The 15,044-nt window shown below is 62.6% G+C and carries 8 protein-coding genes and 1 pseudogene; 5 read left to right on the forward strand and 4 right to left on the reverse strand.

Features of this window, described 5'->3' with window-relative positions:
* Positions 1 to 254 precede the first annotated feature (254 nt).
* Positions 255 to 1,880: a pyoverdine maturation tyrosinase PvdP gene (pvdP, locus tag AC0IYN_RS28530; protein WP_471844415.1), complete on the reverse strand. Its 1,626-nt coding sequence runs from the start codon at positions 1,878 to 1,880 to the stop codon at positions 255 to 257.
* 142 nt (positions 1,881 to 2,022) lie between these two features.
* Here pvdP and pvdM point away from each other — a divergent pair, with 142 nt between their 5' ends.
* Genes pvdM through pvdO form a run of 3 tightly spaced genes read left to right on the forward strand, consistent with a single transcriptional unit; the run spans position 2,023 to position 5,557 of the window.
* Positions 2,023 to 3,372 (forward strand): pyoverdine-tailoring dipeptidase-like protein PvdM, encoded by a 1,350-nt coding sequence (gene pvdM / locus AC0IYN_RS28535; protein WP_406597206.1) that lies wholly within the window; start codon positions 2,023 to 2,025, stop codon positions 3,370 to 3,372.
* A gap of 18 nt (positions 3,373 to 3,390) precedes the next feature.
* Positions 3,391 to 4,662 (forward strand): pyoverdine-tailoring periplasmic protein PvdN, encoded by a 1,272-nt coding sequence (gene pvdN, locus AC0IYN_RS28540; RefSeq protein ID WP_471844417.1) that lies wholly within the window; start codon positions 3,391 to 3,393, stop codon positions 4,660 to 4,662.
* A gap of 34 nt (positions 4,663 to 4,696) precedes the next feature.
* Positions 4,697 to 5,557 carry a dihydropyoverdine dehydrogenase gene (gene pvdO / locus AC0IYN_RS28545; protein WP_471844419.1) on the forward strand — a complete coding sequence of 287 codons (861 nt, stop codon included), beginning with the start codon at positions 4,697 to 4,699 and terminating at the stop codon, positions 5,555 to 5,557.
* 120 nt (positions 5,558 to 5,677) lie between these two features.
* Here the strand turns inward: pvdO and AC0IYN_RS28550 are convergent, their stop codons facing one another.
* Positions 5,678 to 6,505 carry a N(5)-hydroxyornithine transformylase PvdF gene (locus AC0IYN_RS28550; protein ID WP_457239287.1) on the reverse strand — a complete coding sequence of 276 codons (828 nt, stop codon included), beginning with the start codon at positions 6,503 to 6,505 and terminating at the stop codon, positions 5,678 to 5,680.
* A gap of 200 nt (positions 6,506 to 6,705) precedes the next feature.
* Between AC0IYN_RS28550 and AC0IYN_RS28555 the strand changes: the two genes are divergently transcribed.
* Both AC0IYN_RS28555 and AC0IYN_RS28560 read left to right on the forward strand, forming a co-directional pair.
* A complete protein-coding gene (locus tag AC0IYN_RS28555) occupies positions 6,706 to 8,358 on the forward strand; it encodes a cyclic peptide export ABC transporter (RefSeq protein ID WP_099492452.1) in 1,653 nt (550 codons plus the stop codon).
* A 154-nt stretch (positions 8,359 to 8,512) separates the two neighbouring features.
* On the forward strand, positions 8,513 to 10,894 hold the full coding sequence (locus tag AC0IYN_RS28560; protein ID WP_406597202.1) for a TonB-dependent siderophore receptor: 2,382 nt from the start codon (positions 8,513 to 8,515) through the stop codon (positions 10,892 to 10,894).
* Positions 10,895 to 11,032: 138 nt separating this feature from the next.
* Here the strand turns inward: AC0IYN_RS28560 and AC0IYN_RS28565 are convergent, their stop codons facing one another.
* Together AC0IYN_RS28565 and AC0IYN_RS28570 are read right to left on the reverse strand one after the other, a co-directional pair.
* Entirely contained in the window at positions 11,033 to 13,735 is a 2,703-nt protein-coding gene (locus AC0IYN_RS28565) for an amino acid adenylation domain-containing protein (RefSeq protein ID WP_471844840.1), read from the reverse strand.
* Positions 13,724 to 15,013, reverse strand: a pseudogene (locus AC0IYN_RS28570) (condensation domain-containing protein); the annotation flags it as partial. The gene AC0IYN_RS28565 and the pseudogene AC0IYN_RS28570, both read right to left, overlap by 12 nt.
* Between the last annotated feature and the right edge of the window lie 31 nt (positions 15,014 to 15,044).

The raw sequence follows: 15,044 nt of genomic DNA on the forward strand, positions 1-15,044 counted from the left end.
GGAGGATCTGGGTTGGTTCAATCGCAATTGCGGGACGCCGTATTCCTTTGGTGAGTGGGCTTATTGTGGTGAGTGGGCTTATTGTGGTGAGCGGGCTTGCCCCGCGCCGGGGCGCGAAGCGGCCCTAGTTCGGCCGCCTCGTTTTACCTGAAAGAACGCGGTAGCTGTATTGGGGCCGCTTCGCGCCCCGGCGCGGGGCAAGCCCGCTCACCACAGCAAGTCCCACTCGCCATAACACGCGCCCGGTTTCAAAATCAGGAGGTTTTCAACTTCAGGTGCCGCGCATACCAAGGCCGTTTCGGTACGCGCTTGAACAGTCCCTGCAACATACCTTCGTCTTCGCCGAAGGTAATGCGCAGCGCCAGCTTCATGACCTCCGGGTCCATCTCCATCGACTTGCCCACCTGCAAGCCCGGCGTGGTGCTGCAGCCATGGGTGTCCGGGCCGAGCCAGGGGTCGCCTACCTCCACCCAGCGCCCCGGCGCGAACCAGGCGACGCCGTTGACCTGCATGCGCTGGACTTCACCCGGATTGAAGCGCTCATGGGCGCGAAACCAGTCTTCGATGCGGTCGTCGATCCAGCCGTGGAAGTGCCAGAACACCGGGTTGACGTGGGAGGAAAACGGGTCGCCAAGGAAGTCGTTTTCCGCCGCGTACCAGCGTGGGGCGAAGTCCGCCGGGTCGCGGGCCGTGGGCACCGGTGCGCCGTTGGAAGGGTCGCGCGGCACCGAGGCCCAGCGCATGTGCAGCCAGTCGTGCAGGCCCAGTTCCATCTCGGAGCCCAACTGCCCCAGGGTGAATTTGGCCAGGTAGCGCGGGTCGCGGTATTGGGACTCCCACACCTGGAAGTTGCTGTGGTAAGTCTCGGCAGCCTTGATGTCACTGACCCACTGTGTGTACTCGCTGTCATCGGGTGCCATCCAGGTGGGCGGCAACGCGAAGCCATCGTAGTTGTTGAAGTAACGCAGAAAGCCCAGGCGATCGCGTTCCAGGGCCGGTTGCGGCTCGGGGAATTGCGGCCACGAGGGCAGATCCTGCATGGAGCGCGCGGTGCCGAGCATGTGGCGGTGCATGAAGAAGAAGTCGATACCCGAGCCGTTACGGTCCTTGCGTTTACCCCGGGCATCGCGTTCCTGGCCGCGTGGGCCGGGTTGCCAGCCAATACCACGCAGGGCGTCGCGTTTTTCTTCGGAGAGTTTGTGCCACTGGTCACGGGTGGCGTGCCACAGCTGGTGAAACAGGCGGTGCTCGGGGGAAATCAGCCAGGCCAGCAGGGTCGGGTTGAGGCCGATGCGCTGGCGGGCTTCGGGGAACCACTGCTTGTGGGCGATGAAGCGATTATCGCGCTCAACCAATGCAAGTGGCCTATCCAGGTCGAGGATCTGCCCGCTGAGGGTGCTGCTGCCGGCGTTGGCAAAATCCGCCCAGACCTGATCGAGGGTCATCTTGAATTCATAGGCCGGCGTGCCATCGGCCGAATCTCGGTCGATCAGGCGCCAGTAGAGCACGGCGCTCTCCCCGGTCAGCAGATCACCGAGCACGCGGTAACGCGGTTCGCCTTCGGCGCGCAGGTTGGCGGCGGTGTCCAGGTAGCCGCGCAGGCCACGCCCACGGGGCGCGATATCGAGCAGCAGCGCCAAGCCTTGCGATGGCAGGCCCTTGAGGCCGGCGTCGCGACCTTCCAGGCGCAGGTCCCAGACCCCACGCAGCGTGTTCGCCAGGTGCTGGCCGGCGGTGTCGGCCAGGTCCACCGTGGCTTCGCCGGGGGTGATGGGGAATTCTTCTTCGCGCGTCAACTCGCGATGGGCATAGAAGGCTGCCGGCACAGCGGCACCTGTCAGTGCCAGGCCTGCGATGAACCCACGTCGAGAGATGGTCATTGTCTACCTTAGGAAACGGCTTTATCAGAGCTAGAACGTTTGCACGCCGGGGAAATTTACCGGCGCGCCCTGCCCGCCTAAATTTCCCCGCCCATCACTCGTTCTTCCCTGATAGCGAAGGCCTCAACTGACTGAGATGGCAATGACAAAACCACGTTCGAAAAAGGCGCTGTATATCGGCTTGCCGCTGGCACTGGCCATCGGTGCCGGAGCCGGTTTCCTGGTCTGGGATCACTGGTTCAAGGGCAACGCCGGTTACCCGCTGGCGGTGATCAAGCAGGCCAATGAAATGCAGGACCGGTTGCTGTCGTTCGACAGCCATATCACCGTGCCCGTGGATTTCGGCACCGCCGGCAACGAGGCCGACAAGGACGGTGAAGGCCAGTTCGACCTGGCCAAGGCAGCACGCGGACGCTTGTCCGGTGCGGCCCTGACGATTTTTGGCTGGCCGGAGATCTGGAACGGCCCCAATGCGCCGCACAAGCCCACCGACGGTTTTGTCGAGGCCGCGCGCAACGAACAGGAAGTGCGCTACAAGATCATCAGCGGCATGGTGCGCGACTACCCCAATCAGGTCGCCATCGCCTACACCCCGGATGACTTCCGGCGCCTGCATGGCGAAGGCAAGTTCGCAATCTTCATCAGCATGCTCAACGCCTACCCGCTGGGCAACGACCTGAACCTGCTGGACCTGTGGGCGGCGCGCGGCATGCGCATGTTCGGTTTCAGCTATGTGGGCAACAACGCGTGGTCGGACTCGTCGCGCCCGCTGCCGTTTTTCAATGACTCCACCGACGCACTCGACGGTTTGTCGGACATCGGCAAGCAAGCGGTGCACCGTCTCAATGACCTGGGGGTGATCATCGACGTGTCGCAGATGTCGACCAAGGCCCTGGAGCAAGTGGCGCAACTGAGCCGCACGCCCATGGTGGCGTCGCACTCGGCGCCACGCGCGTCGGTGGACATCCCGCGCAACCTGAGCGACAAAGAGCTGCAACTGATCAAGAACAGCGGCGGCGTGGTGCAGATCGTGGGGTTCTCCGCTTACTTGCGCCCGCTGAGCCAGCCGACCCAGGACAAACTCAACGCCCTGCGCGCCCGTTTCGACCTGCCGCCCCTGCCCAACCTCGCCGTGGCGCTGATGCCGGGCGACGCGATCATTGCCGCCTGGCCCGAACACAAGTTCGGCGAGTACGCCAGCGCGCTGTACGGCATTCTCGAGGAAGAACCCAAGGCCACCCTCAAGGACCTGGGGGATGCCATCGATTACACCGTGCGCAAGATCGGCATCGACCATGTCGGCCTGTCTTCGGACTTCAACGATGGCGGCGGCGTCCAGGGCTGGAACAACGTCGGCGAAATACGCAACGTCACTGCCGAACTGATCCAGCGCGGCTACTCCGAAGCCGACATCGCCAAGCTGTGGGGAGGCAACTTCCTGCGGGTGTGGGACCAGGTACAAAAAGCCGCCAAGCCGTTGGCCAACCGCTAATCATCCAGAAGCCAGTCCATGACCGACCGCCGTACGTTCCTCAAGCAGGCTGGTGTATTTGCCGCCAGCCTGCCACTGGGCGCTGCCCTGCTCCCGCAGGCCTTCGCCGTCAACACAACCGATGACCCATGGACGGGGCTCAAGCAACTGTTCAACCAGGACCCGGACTACCTGCACTTCTCCAACTTCCTCGTGGCAACTCACCCCAAGCCGGTGCGCGAGGCCATCGAGCGCTACCGCGCGCAGATCGACCGCAACCCTGGCCTGGCCATGGACTGGGACCTGCAGGAAACCTGGAAACGCGAAGGCCAGGTACGCGAGTGGGCTGGCCGCTACCTGAACGCCACGCCGCCGCAGATCGCCCTCACCGGCAGCACCTCCGAAGGGTTGGCGATGATTTATGGCGGGATCAAGGTGCGGCCCGACCAGGAGATCCTCACCACGGTCCACGAACACTACGCCACCGAGTTCAGCCTGGACTTCCGGGTGCGCAAGGAGCAGACCCAAGTCCGCAAGATCCGCCTGTTCGACAACGCCCACCGCGTGTCCGTCGACGAGGTGCTGGGCAACATCCAGCGCAACATCCGCCCCAACACCCGGTTACTCGGCATGACCTGGGTGCAGTCCGGCAGCGGCGTGAAACTGCCCATCGGCGAGATCGGCAAGCTGGTGGAAGAACACAACCGCAACCGTGACGACAAGGACCGCATCCTCTACGTGGTCGACGGCGTGCACGGCTTTGGCGTGGAAAACCTCGATTTCCCGGACATGCACTGCGACTTTTTCATCGCCGGCACCCACAAGTGGATGTTCGGCCCGCGCGGCACCGGACTGGTGTGCGCCCGCGACCCGCAAAACAAGTACGTGACCCCCATGGTGCCGACCTTCTCCGAAGACAAGGACTTCGCCACCACCATGACCCCAGGCGGCTACCACGCATTCGAGCATCGCTGGGCGGCAGACGAAGCCTTCAAATTGCACCTGCAACTGGGCAAGGCGCCGGTGCAGGCGCGCATCCATGCATTGAACACCGAACTGAAAGATCACCTGCTGGCACACCCGCAGATCGAACTGGTCACACCACGCAGCCCTGAGCTTTCAGCCGGCTTTACCTTCTTCAGGGTCAAGGGCCAGGACAGTGACGCCGTGGCCGCCTACATGATGAAAAACCGCGTGGTGATCGATGCGGTAGACCGTGATGTCGGCCCAGTGATCCGCACCGCGCCTGGGCTGCTCAATTCTTCCGCAGAAATCCAGCGCTTCATGACGTTGCTGAGCCAGCGGGCGTGACGCACACCTTTTCCCACTTGAATGAGAGGCCCACATGAACAAACCCCTCACGGCCCTGGCGCTCACCGCCCTCTGCGGCGCCTTGCTGCCCAACCTGGCCCAGGCCGCCGCGCCACAACCCGGCAAAGTGTTCAAGGACTGCAAGGACTGCCCGGAAATGGTGGTGCTGCCCGCCGGCACCTTCACCATGGGCACACCCGAGGGTGAAGTCGGCCGCGAGCCGGATGAAGGCCCGATGCACGACGTGACCTTTGCCAAGCCGTTCGCCATGAGCCGCTTCCACATCACCGCCGGCGAATGGGACAGTTATGTGCGTCAGACCGGGGTGAAGATCGCCGATGGCGACACCCGCCCCGGCCGCGAATGCATCGCCAGCAAGCCGCGCTACCCCCAGGGCCCACGCCAGCCGGCGGTGTGCATGGACATGGACGACATCAAGCAGTACGTGGCCTGGCTGTCGAAAAAAACCGGCCAGCAGTACCACATGGTCAGCGAGTCCCAACGCGAATACGCCGCGCGTGCCGGCTCTACCGGGCCGTTCCCCTTCCCGTTCGATGAAAGCAAGGACTACAGCATCGCCAAGCACGCCAATACCTATGGCCCCGCAGATGGCTACAGCTACTCGTCGCCGGTCGGCAGTTACCCGCCGAATGCCTTTGGCATGTACGACATGCACGGCAACGTCTACGAGCGCGTGGCCGACTGCGAACACCCCAATTACGTCGGCGCGCCTACCGACGGCAGTGCGTGGATGGAGCCGAACTGCGAGGGCTACATGATCCGGGGTAATGACTGGGGTGAAGCGCCGGTGTTCTCACGCTCGGGCAACCGCAACACCATCTACCCGCAGACGCGGGGGGATTGGATCGGGTTCCGCGTAGTGCGCGATCTGTAACACGAACACCATTCAACAGGTAGGAGCTGGCTTGCCAGCGATGGCGGTGGATCAGTCAGCATCAATTAACCTGATCCACCGCTATCGCCGGCAAGCCGGCTCCTACAGGGATGCGCTTATTCAGGCGTGTTTGGCCAGCAACGCCAAGCCTTCATGCAACGCCGGGAACAGGCTGTTGTTGAAGTTGTTCCAGCGCAGTTCGAGGATGGTGTCGTCCGGCGAGATCTCGGTCTTGAGCACGTCGTGGAACACTTCGCCCGAATCGATGCCGTTGTCCACGTAGTGGAACGAGGCGCCGGTGAGGTACAGCGGCTCCGAAGGCGTCGTGGCCTTGGTGGCCCAGTCCGTGACCGTCAGCCCACGTGCGCCGTACAGGGCGTTCCAGGTTGCATAGGCGCCCCGGCGCTCGTAAGGCGACTCGATGCGGGTGATGCCCGGGTGGATGTTCATGATGCGACGGGCAAACGGCGCACCGGGGCGTACCAGCTCATCGAGGATCACCAGCAGGCCGTCCAGCACCACGATATCGGCCTTCAATTCCACCAGCGTGTCGTGCAGGCGGCGTTCGAAGTCCTGCTTGCCGGCGATGTGCTCCGCGCTGCCCCGTGGCAGGCGCCGATAAGTGGACGGCACGCTCAGCAGCAAATCATTGACCAGGCGCCCCTGCACCCGCAGGTCGGCCGGGTACAGCCACTGGCGCCCCGGCTGGTAGGCAAAACCATAGTCACGGACCAATTGCTGGTCACGCGGGTTCTGCTCGTCATCGTCGTACACCACCCCCACCAGGTTGTACGCATCGCCCAGCGGCGTGTCGTTCAGCGCCCCCGCCAGGGATTCCAGCACCGACATCATGTAGCGCTCGTGGTCCTTGTACGCCACCGGCTGCCCGGCCTTGTCGGCCGCGGCATTGCGCAGGGACCACACGTACACCAGATTCTTTTTCGTCATTGTCTCGCTCTCGCTGGATAGATCAGGCACGCGCCAATACGCGTGCGCCTACACCACAAGAACGAACCAGGCCCCGCCCAATTTATCCACCCCCTTCACCGCCGGGCACGCCGAGCTAAATAGTCGCGCCAATCCTTCGTTTGTCATGGGTAAGGGTCTGTGTGCCCAGCCCCCTCTTTTTCATTTTCCGGGAAGTATTTATGACCGACCCCAAGCGCGGCGCCTTCAACGGTTTGCTCGCATTGCTCAGGCCCTTTCGCACCATCGTGATCGTCTCCGTCACCCTGGGCATGGCCGGCGGCCTGGCCATCACGTTGTTGCTGGCGACCATCAATAACGCCCTGCACTCGTCCACCGGGATGACGCAGGGGGTGATCCTGACGTTTGCGGCGTTGTGTGTGCTGGCGCTGACCAGTTCGATCGTGTCGGATATCGGCACCAACTATGTGGGCCAGCGGATTATCGCCGCGTTGCGCAAGGACCTCGGTGAAAAGGTGCTGTCAGCGCCCATCGAGCAGATTGAGCGGTATCGCTCCCACCGGTTGATTCCGGTGCTGACCCACGACGTCGATACCATCAGCGATTTTTCCTTTGCGTTCACCCCGCTGGCCATCGCCACCACCGTCACCCTCGGGTGCCTGGGCTACCTGGCGTATCTGTCGGTGCCGATGTTCCTGATGATGATCGTGGCCATCGCCATCGGCAGCAGCGTGCAATTTGTCGCCGGGCACAAGGGCATCCGCGGTTTCGACGAAGCCCGCGACCAGGAAGACGAACTACAACGCTACTACTCCGCGATCGCCTCGGGCGCCAAGGAACTGCGCATCCACCGCCCACGCCGCTATCGCATGAACACCCACCGCATCCAGGAAACTGCCGACCGTATCAGCGATATCCAGGTGCGCTCGGTGAACATCTATATCGTCGCCAAGACCTTTGGCTCGATGCTGTTCTTCGTGGTCATTGGCCTGGCCCTCGCCATGCAGGCCTACAACCCCAACCCCGACCCGGCGGTGATCACCGGCTTCGTGCTGGTATTGCTGTACATGAAAGGCCCGCTGGAGCATGTGGTGGGTTACTTGCCGATCATCGGCAAGGCGCGGATTGCCTTTGCGCGCATTACCGAGCTGTCCGACCGTTTCTCGTCCCCCGAGCCGCACTTGCTGATGGATGGCAGCGAAGCCCCGACGCCGGTGGTCAACAGCCTGGAATTGCGCGGCGTGACGTACAGCCCGCCGCCAGTGGAAGGCAGCCAGCCGTTCCATCTGGGGCCGATCAACCTGAGCATCAAGCAGGGCGATATCGTATTTATCGTCGGCGAAAACGGCTGCGGCAAGACCACCCTGATCAAGCTGTTGCTGGGCCTGTATCAACCCCACGCCGGCGAAATCCGCCTCAACGGCGAAACCGTGACCGACCCGGCACGCGACGACTACCGCCAGCTGTTCACCACGGTTTTCGCCGATTACTACCTGTTCGATGACCTGGTCCAAGGCAGCGCCACCCAATCGCTGGACAGTGCCGCCAAGTACCTGGAACGCCTGGAAATCGCGCACAAGGTCAGCGTCAAGGACGGCGTGTTCAGCACCACCGACCTCTCCACTGGCCAGCGCAAACGCCTGGCCCTGGTGAATGCCTGGCTGGAAGAACGCCCGGTACTGGTGTTCGACGAATGGGCCGCCGACCAGGACCCGGCCTTCCGCCGCGTCTTCTATACCGAGCTGCTGCCGGACCTCAAGCGCCTGGGCAAGACCATCATCGTGATCAGTCATGACGACCGCTATTTCGATATTGCCGACCAGTTGGTGCGCCTGAGTGCGGGCCAGGTGGTGTATGAAATGGAACCCGCGTGAATTTCTTTTCCGGTTTCTGCAGGTAGGAACGTCTCACTAGTGGTAATGAGAACCAACCCCAACAAATACTTATAATCTGCCCACTTAATACCTAGAAGAGAATTCACCCATGCCAGCAACATTTGGTCTGAGTCCCTTGAGCAAGGCACTCTCCATGCGCCGCCTCTTGAACACCCACGTGCTACCTGGCGCGATTGCCGTTGCGCTGACGCTGCCAGTCGCCGGTTATGTTCAAGCGCAGGAGATCGAGCTGAATGTCCCCGCACAGTCGCTGGGTAGTGCTCTTCAAGAGTTTGGTAAGCAGGCCAACCTGCAAGTGCTGTACAGCCCGACTGACGTCGAAGGTAAGCGCAGCCACAAGGTCAAGGGCAAGTTGCAGCCTGGCCAGGCCATGACCACGCTGCTGACCGGCACCGGCGTCGACTTCGACCTGCAGGGCAACACGATGACACTGACTGCCGGCCGCTCGTCCGCCCTGGAGCTGGGCGCGACCCAGGTGACCGCCAACCAGCTCGGCACAATTACCGAGGGTTCGGGCTCCTATACGCCCGGGACCATCGCGACCGCGACCCGCATGGTGCTGACGCCACGGGAGACGCCGCAATCGATCTCGGTGGTGACCCGCCAGGCCATGGATGACTTCAACCTCAAGTCGATCGACGACGTGATGCGCCATACCCCCGGCATCACTGTTGCCGCGTATGACAGCGAACGCACCAGCTACTTCTCCCGTGGCTTTGCCATCCAGAACTTCCAGTACGACGGCATTCCCATCCTGCAAGACGCCCAGTATTCGTCCGGCCACACCCTGACCGATACAGTGATCTACGACCGCGTCGAAATCCTCAAGGGCGCGACCGGCCTGCTGACCGGCGCCGGTGGCCCTGGCGGCACCATCAACATGGTCCGCAAGAAGCCGACCTCGGAATTCAAGGGCTACATCGACCTGGGCGCCGGTTCCTGGGACAACTACCGCTCGGAAGTGGATGTGAGCGGTCCGCTCACCGAATCCGGCAACGTGCGCGGCCGTGCGGTGGCGGCCTACCAGGACAAACACACGTTCCTCGATCACTACCAGCGCAAGACCAACGTGTACTACGGCATCCTGGAATTCGATCTGGCGCCGGACACTCTGCTGACCGTCGGCGGTGACTACCAGGACAGCGACCCACAAGGTTCCAGCTGGTCAGGGGCGGCGTCGCTGTATGACTCCGAGGGCAACCGCATCAGCACCTCGCGTTCGTTCAACAACGGCGCCAAGTACAGCAAGTGGGCCCAGTACACCCGTACCGGCTTCGCGACCCTGGAACATACGTTCGATAACGGCTGGGTTGGCAAGGCGCAGTACAACCACCAGATCAACGGCTACAAGGCACCGTTGTCCGCCCTGTTAGCACCGAACGCAGCCACCGGCAAGGCTTCGCTGCTTACGCGTACCTACAATGGCGAGACCACCAGCGACACCGGCGACCTGTACGCCACCGGGCCTTTCAGCCTGTTCGGCCGCGAGCATGAACTGGTGGTCGGCGCCTCGGTCTCGCGCTCCCGCTGGCTGGGCCGCGACTACACCAACGCCACCAACTACAACAACAGCCACGATTACTTCGATTGGGACGGCGACGCGCCCAAGCCTGACCGTGGCCCGCAGACCAAGCGCAACGACGAGCTGACTCGCCAGAGCGCCCAGTACATCACCGGCCGCTTCAGCCTGGCCGATGACTGGCACTTGATCTTGGGTACCCGAGTCAACAACTACGAGGTTAGCGGCACCAGCCAGGTCAAGGACACCGGCAAGGTCGTGCCTTACGCCGGCCTAACCTACGACTTCACCGAGAACCTCTCGGCCTATGCCAGCTTCACCGAGATCTACCTGCCTCAGGACGACTACCGCGACCGCAATAACAAGCCGATCGAACCGGATGAAGGCAAGAACTATGAGGTCGGCTTCAAGGGCGAGTTCTTCGATGGCCGCCTCAACGCCAGCCTCGCCTACTTCGAAGTACACGAGAAAAACCGTGCCATCGACGACAATGACTACATACCCGACAGCTACCCTGGTCTTGACTACGCGTCCAAGGGCACCGAGGCCAAGACCAAGGGCTATGAAGCGGAAGTCTCCGGCGAGCTGGCCCCCGGCTGGCAGTTGCAGGCGGGCTACACGCACAAGATCATGCGCGACAAAGACGGTGAAAAACTTTCGACCTGGGAACCGGAAGACCAAGTCAACATCTACACCAGCTACAAGCTGACCGGCGCCCTCGACAAGCTGACCCTGGGCAGCGGCGTGCGCTGGCAGGGTACGGGTTGGAAGGTGCTGACCAACAACTACGCCACCGGCAGCCAGGATAAACTCTCCCAGGATCCCCTGTGGCTTGTGGACCTGATGGCCCGTTACCAGGTAACCGAGAACGTATCGGCCAGCCTCAATGTCAACAACATCTTCGACAAGAAGTACTACACCAACATCGGCTTCTACAATTCGGTCTACTACGGTGACCCACGTAACATCATGCTCAGTACCCGCTGGAACTTCTGATGCATAGACGCTAGCCGTTCCAACCAAGCCCCTGGCCATGCGCAATGACCAGGGGCTTTTTAGTGCGCGCCTGCCCGTACACCCGGCACAAAAAAGCCCCTAGCCGTAGAGGCCAGGGGCTTGGGTTACTGCCGACCGTTACTTCATCGCATCGGCGAAGCTCTGCACAAACGCAGCGTTATCGATGATGCGATCGTGGGTGGAGTCGATCAGCACCGACTGTTGGACACACCCCTGGCCCACCACCTGCTCCATGGTCGCTTCAATCAATTGGCGATGCTGGCCTGCACGGCTGCCGGCGGCCCACCAGCAGCGGATCGGCGCCTTGAGCGGTTTGAAGTCGGCGTCCTTGAGCCGCTGGCCCAGGGTGCGGTCCAGTTCCCAGGAGATCTGCGCTTCATCCCCTTCAAGCAAGCTTGCCTTGATTTCCCGGAACGTCTCGCCCAACGCCTCTTCAGCCCAGGCGCCCAGTGCCTGCCATTGCTGCGCTTCATCACTGAAGAATGCCTGGCTGTCCAACCAGGCGGTGTGGATCTGCTGGCTCGACGCCGGGAACATCACCTGCAACAGTTCAACGCGGCGCTGGTTGACCGACAGTTCATCGTCATCCGCAATCACCGCTGCGTCCCAGTAAGCCTTGAGCCAGTACGGTGGCGAGGCATCGATCCAGCCGACCACTTCCACCTCACGCCCGGCTTGCTCCAGGGCATAAGCGACTTCCATGGCCAGGTTACCGCCCATGGACCAGCCCGCGAGACGATAGCGCCCCTCGGGCAACGCATCGAGCAATTGCCCGGTGTAGTCCTCGACCATCGCTTGCCAGCTCGGTACGGCGCTGCCCTCCTCGGCCAACGCGCGGCAGATCACGCCCATCACCGGCCGCCGCTCGCGCAGTGCCAGGCCGATGGCCTTGTAGCAATGCACCGAGCCGTAGCTTGGGTGGAACAGGAACAGCGGCGTGCCTTCGGTCTGGCTGTTGAGCTTGACGACCAGCGACTGCCCCGCGCCGTTGCCCAGGCAATTCACCTGCCCAGCGACCGTGGGGTTAAGCATCAATTGGCTGACCGACAGCGTCTTGCCGGTGGCCTTGCGGATGCGTTCCTTGAGCATCAACACCAGCAGCGAGTGACCGCCCAGTTCAAAGAAGTTGTCATCCAGGCCAACGCGCTCGACATCCAGCACCTCGCCCCAGATCGTTGCAAGGCGCTGTTCCTGCTCGGTGTGTGGCGCGCGGAACACCTGCTGGTGCTGAGACGCGTCGGGCTTGGGCAAGGCCTTGCGGTCCAGTTTGCCGTTCGGGCTCAGGGGCATCTGTTCCAGCAACACCCACTGCGCCGGAATCATGTAATCGGGTAAATGCGCCGCAAGGTGCGCACTGAGCGGTTCGCGCCAGTGCTCACCGGGCGCTTGCAGCACCAGGTAGCCGACCAGATGCTTGCCATCGACCACTTGCACCGACACCTCTTGGACTTCAGCGGTTTCGAGGATCCGCGCTTCGATTTCACCCAATTCAATACGCAGGCCACGCAACTTGACCTGGTGATCCAGGCGTCCGAGGTATTCGATCACACCGTCGGCGCGCTGGCGCACACGGTCACCCGTGCGGTACAAGCGCGCCCCCGACTCGAACGGCGAGGCAATGAAACGTTCAGCGGTCAGCGCGGGACGGCGGTGGTAGCCGCGCGCCAGGCCCAGGCCGCCCAAGTACAACTCGCCCGCCACGCCGACGGGCACCGCTTGCAACTGGGCATCCAGCACATAGGTCTGCAGATTGGCGATCGGCTGGCCGATGGGTACCGTGTCGCGTTGTTCATCGACGCAGGTCCAGTGGGTGACGTCGATGGCGGCCTCCGTCGGCCCGTACAGGTTGTACAGGCTGGCCGCAGGCAATTTGGCAAAGACCTGTTGCTGCGCGTCCACCGGCAACGCTTCACCGCTGCACACAATGCGGCGCAAGCTCTGGCAACTGGAGACTGCCGCATCCTGCATGAACGCCTGCAGCATCGATGGCACAAAGTGCAGCGTCGTCACCTGTTCGGCGTTGATCAGCGCCACCATCCTCGCCGGATCACGGTGATCCCCCGGCGCCGCGACCACCAGGCGCGCACCGGTCATCAACGGCCAGAAGAACTCCCAAACCGACACGTCGAAGCTGAACGGTGTCTTCTGCAACACCGTATCGCAAGGGGTCAAGTGGTAGGCCTCTTGCATCCAGCACAAGCGGTTGGTCAACGCCGAATGGCGGTTGCCCGCGCCCTTGGGCTGGCCGGTGGAGCCGGAGGTGTAGATCACATACGCGAGGCTCTCGCCGTCCAGCGCAAGGCCGGGATTGGTGTCAGGGAAGTCTTCGAACCCAGAGTCGCCCAGCAACAGGCATTCGATGCCTTCGGCACGCGGTAGTTGTTCCAGCAGGTGGGACTGGGTCAACAGCAGCTTCACGCCGCTGTCTTCAAGCATGTACGCCAGGCGCTCAGGCGGGAAATCCGGGTCCAGCGGCACATAGGCACCGCCGGCCTTGAGCACGGCGAGCAGGCCGACCACCATCTCGATGGAACGCTCGACGACCAATCCGACCAACACGTCCGGCCCGACGCCAGCCTGGATCAAGCGATGGGCAAGACGGTTGGCGCGCCGGTTCAAGTCGGCATAGCTCAGGCGCTGCGCGGCGAAGACCAGTGCGGGGGCATCCGGCGTCTGCGCAACCTGCGCTTCGATCAATTGATGCACCGGCTGTTGTGGATAGTCGCGCGCCGTGGCATTCCATTGCCTTACGAGGGTCTGCTGTTCGACAGGCTCCAGCAGCGGCAACTGGCTGACCCGCTGTTGCGGATCATCCAGCATGCCCCACAACAGGTTCTGCCAATGGGCCAGCATGCGCTCGAGAACGGCGGGGGCAAACAGGTCGGTCGCGTACGTCAGGGTGGCGTGGATACCCTCCGCCGAAGCCTGGGTGTCCAGGCTCAGGTCGAACTGCGCGGTCTGGCTGCCCCAATCCAGCCCTTCTACGCGCAAGTCCGGCAGTGACTGCCCCGACGTCATCAGCCCCGCCTCACTCTGGTGGTTGAACATCACCTGGAACAGCGGGTTATGGCTGAGGCTGCGCTCTGGTTGCAGGGCCTCCACCAACTGCTCGAACGGCAGGTCCTGATGGCTCTGGGCGTCCAGGCTGCGGCGCTTGACCTGCTGCAACAATTGGCCGACAGAGAGCTGCCCATCGATATCCGCCTTGAATACCTGAGTGTTGACGAAGAACCCGACAAGGCGTTCCACCTCAACCCGGCTGCGGTTGGCGATTGGCACACCGACGCGGATGTCCTGCTGGCCACTGTAGCGGTACAGCAGACTCTGGAAAGACGCCAGCAACACCATGAACAACGTGACGCCTTCACGCTGCGCCAGAGCATTGAGCCCGGCCGCCAGCGCGGGCGGCAATTCAAGTTGCAGGCTGGCGCCACGGTAGCTTTGCACCGCCGGCCGCGCATTCGCAGTGGGCAGCTCCAGCACCGGCTGTTCGCCGCCTAACAGTTGCTGCCAATACGCCAATTGACGTTCGCGCTCGCCCGCCGCCATCCACTGGCGCTGCCAGTGCGCGTAATCGGCATATTGCAGCGCCAGTTCCGGCAACTGCGGCGTCTGGCCTTGGCTGTAGGCGGCGTATAGCTGTACCAACTCGTCGACCATCACTTGCATCGACCAGCCGTCTGTCACGATGTGATGCTGCACCAGCACCAGCACATGTTCATCCTCGGTCAGGCGCAGCAAGGTAACTCGCAGCAGTGGGCCACTCTGCAGGTCGAACGGCCGGGCAATTTCGGCTTCGACCTGCTGTTGAAGATGGGCGGCGTCGGCATCTGCCCGAGCAATCACCAGCGCAGTGGCTGGGCGAATCACTTGAACCGCACGCTCGCCGTCCTGGCAGACCTGGGTACGCAGGCTCTCATGACGCAGCACCAGTGCGTCGAAGCTGCGCTGCAAGGCCTGTTGGTCCAAGTACCCGTTCAGGCGTAACACGCTGGGAATATGGTAAGCCGCGCTGTGCGGGTCCAGTTGCCAAAGGAACCACTGGCGTTCCTGAGCAAACGACAGCGCCAACGGCTGGTCACGCCCGACCGCCAGCATCGGCGGCGCCAGCGTCTGGTCCGCAGCCTGC

The organism is Pseudomonas sp. AC112 (genome assembly GCF_979253545.1).